This window comes from Streptomyces sp. NPDC052023, assembly GCF_044548465.1.
Lineage (GTDB): Bacteria > Actinomycetota > Actinomycetes > Streptomycetales > Streptomycetaceae > Streptomyces.
This window is the reverse complement of the sequence record NZ_JBIUBW010000014.1, coordinates 165,127-172,558: the sequence shown is the minus strand read 5'-3', so window position 1 is coordinate 172,558 and position 7,432 is coordinate 165,127. Positions and strand designations below refer to the sequence as shown.

The 7,432-nt window shown below is 73.4% G+C and carries 7 protein-coding genes and 1 pseudogene; 2 read left to right on the top strand and 6 right to left on the bottom strand.

The features are described from left to right. The 4 genes and pseudogenes from ACIHCM_RS25955 to ACIHCM_RS25940 form a co-directional block, all read right to left on the bottom strand. A pseudogene (locus tag ACIHCM_RS25955) lies at positions 1 to 245 on the bottom strand (hypothetical protein); the annotation flags it as partial. After that, positions 242 to 1,339, bottom strand: a complete 1,098-nt coding sequence (locus ACIHCM_RS25950; RefSeq protein ID WP_399900351.1) for a glycosyltransferase family 4 protein — start codon at positions 1,337 to 1,339, stop codon at positions 242 to 244. The pseudogene ACIHCM_RS25955 and the gene ACIHCM_RS25950, both read right to left, overlap by 4 nt. A gap of 71 nt (positions 1,340 to 1,410) precedes the next feature. Further along, positions 1,411 to 1,809 carry a 6-pyruvoyl tetrahydropterin synthase family protein gene (locus tag ACIHCM_RS25945; protein WP_393109152.1) on the bottom strand — a complete coding sequence of 133 codons (399 nt, stop codon included), beginning with the start codon at positions 1,807 to 1,809 and terminating at the stop codon, positions 1,411 to 1,413. 89 nt (positions 1,810 to 1,898) lie between these two features. Continuing rightward, positions 1,899 to 2,879 carry a zinc-binding alcohol dehydrogenase gene (locus ACIHCM_RS25940; RefSeq protein ID WP_399900273.1) on the bottom strand — a complete coding sequence of 327 codons (981 nt, stop codon included), beginning with the start codon at positions 2,877 to 2,879 and terminating at the stop codon, positions 1,899 to 1,901. Positions 2,880 to 2,987: 108 nt separating this feature from the next. Between ACIHCM_RS25940 and ACIHCM_RS25935 the strand changes: the two genes are divergently transcribed. After that, the gene (locus tag ACIHCM_RS25935) at positions 2,988 to 3,770 is read left to right on the top strand and encodes a CDP-alcohol phosphatidyltransferase family protein (RefSeq protein WP_399900270.1); all 783 of its coding nucleotides are present in this window, start codon (positions 2,988 to 2,990) and stop codon (positions 3,768 to 3,770) included. A gap of 90 nt (positions 3,771 to 3,860) precedes the next feature. Beyond that, positions 3,861 to 4,190 (top strand): deoxyxylulose-5-phosphate synthase, encoded by a 330-nt coding sequence (locus tag ACIHCM_RS25930; RefSeq protein ID WP_399900268.1) that lies wholly within the window; start codon positions 3,861 to 3,863, stop codon positions 4,188 to 4,190. 32 nt (positions 4,191 to 4,222) lie between these two features. Here ACIHCM_RS25930 and ACIHCM_RS25925 read toward each other — a convergent pair whose 3' ends face one another. After that, the gene (locus ACIHCM_RS25925) at positions 4,223 to 5,239 is read right to left on the bottom strand and encodes an alpha/beta hydrolase (RefSeq protein WP_399900348.1); all 1,017 of its coding nucleotides are present in this window, start codon (positions 5,237 to 5,239) and stop codon (positions 4,223 to 4,225) included. A gap of 144 nt (positions 5,240 to 5,383) precedes the next feature. After that, positions 5,384 to 7,264 carry a discoidin domain-containing protein gene (locus tag ACIHCM_RS25920; RefSeq protein WP_399900265.1) on the bottom strand — a complete coding sequence of 627 codons (1,881 nt, stop codon included), beginning with the start codon at positions 7,262 to 7,264 and terminating at the stop codon, positions 5,384 to 5,386. Between the last annotated feature and the right edge of the window lie 168 nt (positions 7,265 to 7,432).

The window sequence follows — 7,432 nt, the reverse complement described above, 5'->3', positions numbered from 1 at the left end:
ATGACGGAAGCGGAGGCGGGCGCGGGCTCGCCGGCGCCGGGGATGACGGAAGCGGAGGCGGGCGCGGGCTCGCCGGCGCCGGGGATGACGGAAGCGGAGGCGGGCGCGGGCTCGCCGGCGCCGGGGATGACGGAAGCGGGGGCGGGCGCACCGGCGGCCGTGGTGTCCGTCGCGCTCGGCGCACCGGGCTGCGCGGCGACCGCCCCGTTCCCCGTGTCGTGCGCAGCCGTCGTCGTGGCGTTCATGCCGCCCTCCGGGGTTCGTTCGGAAGCCGGCTCAGGACGCCGGCCAGGTGCTTCGCGGTGGTGGCCCAGCCGTCGAGCGCGGCACGGCGGCCGCGGGCGGCCGACTTCAGACGGCGGCGTACGTCGGCCTCGCCGAACCAGTGGCGCAGTTCGGCGGCGAGCGCGGCGGGATCCTCCGGCGGGACGAGGATGCCGGGGACGCCGCCGTCCGGGGCGCGGCCGAGCGCCTCGGGGATGCCCCCGACGTCCGTGGCCAGCACCGGGATGCCGCGCGCGAGTGCCTCGGTGACCGCCATGCCGTACGTCTCGGCGTAGGAGGCGAGGACCATGAGGTCGGCGGTGGCGTAGCTGGCGTCGAGGTCCGCTCCGGCCTGGGGCCCCGCGAGGTGGATGCGGTCCTGCAGGCCGTGCCGTGCGATCAGGTCCCGCAGGTGGGCGACGTACTCGGGGTCATGTCCCAGCCCGCCGACGCACACGCAGCTCCACGGCAGGTCGGTGACGCCGGCGAGCGCCTCGACCAGCCGGTGCTGGCCCTTGCGCGGGGTGACGGCGGCGACGCACAGCAGGCGGGAGACCCCGTCGGTGCCGGACGCGAGGGGGGCGATGTCGGCGCCGGGGGCCGCGACATGGACGCGGTCGGGGTCCAGGCCGTGGTGCGCGACGAGGCGGCGGACCGCCCAGTCGCTGGTGGCGATCACGGCGCCGACGGCCCGCAGGACCGCACGTTCCTTGACGTCCAGTTCGGCGGCGAGCGCGGGATCGAGTCCCGTCTCGTCGCCGAGCGGCAGGTGCACCAGGACGGCCAGCCGCAGCCGGTCGGCCTCCGGCACGACGATCTCCGGTACGCCGCAGGCCACCAGCCCGTCCAGCAGCACCACCGCGCCGTCCGGCAGGTCCCGCAGCGTACGGGCGAGTTGGGTGCGGGCGGCGGCGCCCGGCCGCGGCCAGGAGCCGTCGGCCGGCTGCTTGTGGGCCCGCCAGCCGAAGCCGGGCAGGTCCAGGCAGACCCGGCGGTCGTAGGCGTTTCCCCCGCTGGGCATGGCCGGGTCGTCGACACCGCCCGGCATCACGAAGTGCACGGTACGCAGGGACATGGGGACGATCTCGCCGTTCCTGGGGGCCGCCTGGGCGGGCACGAAGGAGAGCTTCTCCACGGTCGCGTCGGTCACAGGCCACGCTCGTAACTCGCCCAGGCGACATGCGACTCGTGCAGGGTGACCGAGATGCCCGTGAGCCCCCTCGCGCCCTCCCCCAGCGCCCCCTTGTGGACGCGCTCGGCGAGCCGGTCCGCGACGACCTTCGCCAGGAACTCCGTGGAGGTGTTGATCCCGGCGAAGTCGGGCTCGTTGTCGAGGTTGCGGTAGTTCAGCTCGCTGACCACCGCGCCGAGTTCCTGGGTGGCCAGTCCGATGTCGACGACGATGTTGTCGTCGTCCAGCTGCTCGCGCCGGAACGTGGCGTCCACCAGGAACGTCGCTCCGTGCAGGCGCTGCGCGGGGCCGAAGACCTCACCGCGGAAGCTGTGGGCGATCATGATGTGATCGCGGACGGTGACACTGAACAACGGGCGACCCTCCAGGTGCGGGGCATGGATGCCGACTAGTACGGCTCATGTCCTTCCCGTGTTCAGCGGCTCGTACCTCTTTTCTGAGGTCAGGCGCTTTCGGGATACCGCACCCGGTGGCACAGTGCCGGGATCTCACCGGAGGCCAGCCGGGGCAGCACGTCCGGGAGTTCCTCGAAGGCGCACTCCCCGGTGACGAGCGCGTCCAGCGCCGGGTCGGCCAGCAGGTCGAGGGCGAGCGCGAGCCGGTCGGCGTAGGTCCGGCCGGCGCGGGCCGGGGAGACGGTGCCGACCTGGCTGCTGCGGATCGTCAGCCGCCGGGAGTGGAAGGCCTCGCCCAGCGGGAGGGTGACGCGCCGGTCGCCGTACCAGCTCAGCTCGACCACCGTGCCCTCGGGGGCGAGGAGTTCCAGTGAACGGGACAGGCCCTGCTCGGTCGCGCTGGCGTGGACGACGAGGTCGCAGTCGCCGAGGGCGTCCGCGGGTCCGGCGAAACCCACGCCGAGCGCCTCGGCCACCGCGGCGCGCCCTGGATCGGCGTCCACCAACTGCACCCGCACGCCGGGGAAGCGGGCCAGCAGCGCGGCCACCGAGCAGCCCACCATGCCGCCGCCGACGACGGCGATCCGGTCGCCGACCAGGGGCGCCGCGTCCCACAGCGCGTTGACGGCGGTCTCGACGGTGCCGGCGAGTACGGCACGGGAGGCGGGCACGTGCTCCGGTACGGGGGTCACGGCGGCGGCCGGGACGACGTACCGCGTCTGGTGCGGGTAGAGGCAGAAGACGGTACGCCCGGCCAGGCCTGCCGGGCCCTCCTCCACGACGCCGACATTGAGGTAGCCGTACTTCACGGGCGCCGGGAAGTCGCCCTCCTGGAACGGCGCCCGCATGGCGGTGTGCTGGCTGTGCGGGACCCCGCCCCGGAAGACCAGTGTCTCCGTGCCACGGCTGACGCCGGACCAGAGCGAGCGGACGAGCACCTCGTCCTCGGCAGGCTCCGGAAGCTCGGCGTCCCGGATCTCTCCCCGCCCCGGGGAGCTGAGCCAGAACGCCCGTGCGGCGCGGATCATCGGCGTTCCTCCTGAACGATCGGCAAGTGGTGCACGTACGGAGGTGTGCACAGGCCGCGCACAGTACGCGGCGATGATCGACTCTGTCACCTGGCCGGAGGATGTGCGGTGGCCCTGAACAACACTTTTGACGCGAGGCTGGTCCAGCAGGAGACCGCGGTGGGTGCGGGCGTGCAGATCCTGCTGCTGGCCGTGCTCGGCTCGGCGATCGGCATGGGACCGGCGGGCTGGCTGACCGGCCTCGCCTTCGCGATCGCCAGCTGGGCGGTGCTCTCGCGGGCCCTGCACCGGTCGGGACTGCGGTCGTTCGGCCCTGCCAACCGGGTCACCCTCGGCCGGGCCACCCTGGTCGGCGGCGTGACCGCGCTGGTCGCCGACTCCTTCGAGAGCGCACCGCCGGTCACGCTGCTGGTCGCCCTGACGGCGGTGGCGCTGATCCTCGACGGCGTGGACGGCAAGGTCGCCCGGCGCACCGGCACGTCGTCGGCGCTCGGGGCGCGGTTCGACATGGAGGTCGACGCGTTCCTGATCCTGGTGCTGAGCGTGTACGTCTCGATGTCGCTGGGCCCGTGGGTGCTGCTGATCGGCGGCATGCGGTACGGCTTCGTCGCCGCGGCCCGTTTCCTGCCGTGGCTGAACGCGGCCCTGCCACCGAGCACGGCCCGGAAGGCGGTGGCCGCGGTGCAGGGTGTCTTCCTGCTGGTGGCGGGCGCCGACCTGCTGCCGTGGGTGGGCAACGCGGCGGTGGTCGGGCTGGCGTTGGGGCTGCTGGTGTGGTCGTTCGGACGGGATGTGCTGTGGCTGTGGCGGCGGTCGCGGGCCCGCCGCGCCCCGGAGACGGTCCGCACAGCGGAGCAGGCGGGGCGGGTGCTGGAGCCGGTTGCGGGCTGAATGCAGACAGAGGCACAGGTGGAAGTGCGCCGACCCGAGGCGCCGCTCAATTCCGTCGAGTTCGCCGCGACTGCTCTCTATGCTGGCCCCATGGCCCACGCGAAGACCTCATACGTCTGTCTGCCCTGCCGGGCCTCGTACAAGCAGCCCTACGACAGGGACAGGCAGCGTGCCTGCCCCCGCTGTGCGGCAACGATGATCCACGTGGGCTCGGCCTTCGCCGCTCCACCGCGTCGGGACACGGCGGCCTGGCGCACCCTGTCCGTGCTGCTGCACGCCGGTGTCCGCTTCCACAAGAGCTGCTGCGGCGGCCCCGGTTACCGTCCGCGCACCCTGCGGGAGGTGCGCGAGCGGATGGCGTACGCCCGTCGCTCCGGCGAGCCCTTCGCCACGGCACTCGTGCGCCCTGAGGTGCCCTGACGGGGCAGGTCGGCCCTGCTGCGCGTCCGGGGTCAGCCGTCGACCCCCAGCGCGGCCAGCAGCATCGGCAGCGACGCGTGGAGTTCGCGCTCCCAGTACGCCCAGATGTGGGTGCCGGGGCCGTAGAAGTGGGTGGTGACGTGCCGGGCGCCGACGCGCTTCAGCTCGGCGGCCAAGGCGTGGTTCTGGCGGTTGAAGTCGGCCTCCAGGGCGCTCGTCGCGCCCGGTGGGTCGAGGGGGCCCGCGGTGCCGTCGCCGCAGGAGAGGTAGACGGGCAGGGACTTGAGCCGCTTGGCCAGGTGGTACGGGTCGTGGGACTGCCAGATGCGGCGCTGGGCCACCGGGTCGCCCCAGAGCCGCAAGGGATCGTTGCCCTGGCCGGCGAACAGACCCATGATCCGGTCGACGGACTCCTGGTTCAGCAGCGGGTGCGCCGAGCCGGAGTACGCCGCGGTCGCCTTGAACATCCCCGGGTGCCGGGCGGCGTAGAGCAGGGCGCCCTGCCCGCCCATCGACAGACCGGCGACGACGCGGTCGCGGCCGGCGCCCCAGTCGCTCTCCAGGAGTCGTCGCAGTTCCACCGTGTGGAAGGTCTCCCAGGCGGGGTCGCCGCCCTCGCCGTGGTTCCACCAGTCGCTGTACCAGCCGTTCCAGCCGGCCTCCGGCATCACCACCAGGACGTCGCGCAGGCTGTCGGTCTCGGCGACATCGGTCATGCGGGTCCATGAGGTGTAGTCGCCGCAGCAGCCGTGCAGCAGCCACAACGTCGGCCAGTGACGGCGCCGGTCGTCGGGGTTCCAGCCGTCGGGGGTGAGCAGGCGCACCTTCACGGTGCGGCCCCCCAGGGCAGTCGACCGCACCGACACGTCGACCTGCCGGTCCGCGACCTGGGTGACCTCCACGACCTCGGCGCCCGAGGAGTGGGCAGCGCCGGCCGGCGGGGGAACGGGTGCGGTGGCGAGCGTCGGTGCAGCGGGCGCGACGGTGGCGAGCAGTACGGCGAGAACGAGCAGGACGCGGGCACGAAGGGGGGTCAGGACGGCGGTCACGGTCGTGATCACAGCGGCTCCCTGCGGTGTGCTTCGCTGCTGCCCGGACAGATCGGCGAAGCGGCTGTGGAGCATGGTGCCATCGAACAGCGCCGGGCGGGAGACGTGCGCCGGACACCCACGGCCCGCCTCCCGCCCGTCAGCTCAGCCCTTCTGTTCCACGCGGACCCAGTCCACCTCCGCCTGCACTCCCCCGCCCGCGATCCGGTCCACGCTCGACTGGGGCAGGCCCCAATAGGGGGTCGTGACCTGGTTCCAGCCGGCGGGGTAGGCCCCGCCCAGGGCGAGGTTCAGGATGACGTACTGGTCGTGGTCGAAGACCCACTGGCCGCGCGTGGACTCCAGCTTGTTGCGGGTCGTCTCCTGGACCAGGCGGTCGTCGACGAAGAACTTCATTCCGGTCGGGGTCCACTCCACCGCGTAGGTGTGCCACTGGTCGGCGCGGCCGCCGTTCGGGTACACCTGGCGGGCGCCGATGTTGCCGTCGGCCGAATAGCCGGGGCCGTGCAGGGCCGTGCTGGTCCAGTCGCCGTAGCCGACGTTCTCCATGATGTCGGTCTCGCCGGAGGGCGGCCAGGAGACCGCCGGGTCGTCGACGTTGCTGCCCAGGAGCCAGAACGCCGGCCAGAAGCCGTCGCCGACCGGCAGCTTCATGCGGGCACTCACCCGGCCGTAGGTGAAGTCGAACCTGGTGTGGGTGTCGATGCGGCCCGACGTGAAGTCGTACGTGCCGCCGCCCGCCTGGGTGCACCCCTTGCAGTACTCGGCCCGCAGCACCAGCGCGCCGTTCTCCAGGCGGATGTTGTCCGGGGAGTCGACGTACGCCTGGGACTCGCCGTTCACGGAGCCCATCTCCGTGCCCGTCCGGACCACCCGCCACTTGCCCCGGTCCAGCGCCGCGGCGGTGAAGTCGTCGAAGAAGGTGGTGCGGTACGTGCCGGGCTGCTCGCCCGGGAGCGCCGGGTACGCCGCCGACGCGCTGCCGCCCGTGCCCCAGACCTCGAACTCATAGAGGGAGTAGCCGAACTGGGCCGTGTGGGGGGCCGGGTTGTGGAAGGAGCGGCGCTCCTTGCCGAGCATGCGGACATAGCGTCCGGTGGCCGGGGAGGGGAGGCGGACCGAGTCGTGGCGGCCCGTCGCCTCGCCCGGGGACTTCACATCGGCGCGGCGGGCCACGACCTCGGCGGCCGTCGGCCGGTGCACCGTGCGCCAGGTGCGGTTGTCGTCCGAGACCTGGAGCTCGTAGTCGACGGCGTACGCCGCCTCCCAGTACAGGTCGATCGTGTCGATCACCGACGGGGCGCCGAGGTCGACGGAGATCCAGCGGTTCGCGTTCCAGTCGCTGGACCAGCGGCTGACGTCCGCCTTGAGGTCGGCCGGCCGGCCGCCGTCGGTCACGAAGGCCGGGGAGTTGCCCGCGTGCTGGTAGAAGTCCGCGTACGCCGGGTGGTTGAGGGCCAGGTTGGTGCGGGTGGTGGAGGCGGGGGCCGGTTCGCCGCCGTAGACCTTGAAGGAGAACAGGGAGTAGCCCCAGCCGGTGGCACGCTCGACGCCGCGCATGCGGACGTAGCGGGCCGTCACCTCCTGCGGGTACGTGTGGGCCGTGACCGAGCCGCCCGTGCCGGCCGTCTCCGTGTAGAACGGGGTCCAGTCGGTGCCGTTGCGCGAGGCCTCCAGGACGTACCGCTTCCCGTACGCCGCCTCCCAGTCCAGTACGACCCGGTCGACGCGGATCGCCGAGCCGAGGTCGACGCGGATCCAGGCGTCGTCGGCGAAGTTGCTCGACCAGCGGGTGGCGCCGTCGCCGTCGAAGGCCATCCCTGGGGTGGTGGCGCCGTTCTCGCTGCCGGAGGCGGTGACGGAGGCGGGGGTGGCCGCGTAGGCGGAGGCGGCGCGGTCGGTGTCCCAGGCCGCCGCCGCGGCCGACGGCTCCGCGAGGGCGGGGGCGGTGAGGCCGGGGCCGGCGGACAGCAGGGCGATCGCCGACAACGCGGTCACGAGGAGGCGGGGTGTGCGGAGCTGCATGCGGGTCTCCCTCAGCAGATATGTCGTGCACCTGACATCACTGAACTGATGTACCGAGCCGTGCAGCCGTGGGGGGGGGGGGGGGCCCCCCCCCCCCCCCCCCCCCGGGGGGGGGCCCCCCCCGGGGCCCCCCCCCCCGCCCCGGCCCCCCCCCCCCCCGGCGCCCCG

Excerpts from the sequence above, each read along its gene's own strand:
- ACIHCM_RS25940 (WP_399900273.1), bottom strand. The coding sequence starts at position 2,879 with ATGATCCGCGCCGCACGGGCGTTCTGGCTCAGCTCCCCGGGGCGGGGA.
- ACIHCM_RS25920 (WP_399900265.1), bottom strand. The coding sequence starts at position 7,264 with ATGCAGCTCCGCACACCCCGCCTCCTCGTGACCGCGTTGTCGGCGATC.
- ACIHCM_RS25950 (WP_399900351.1), bottom strand. The coding sequence starts at position 1,339 with ATGTCCCTGCGTACCGTGCACTTCGTGATGCCGGGCGGTGTCGACGAC.
- ACIHCM_RS25930 (WP_399900268.1), top strand. The coding sequence starts at position 3,861 with ATGGCCCACGCGAAGACCTCATACGTCTGTCTGCCCTGCCGGGCCTCG.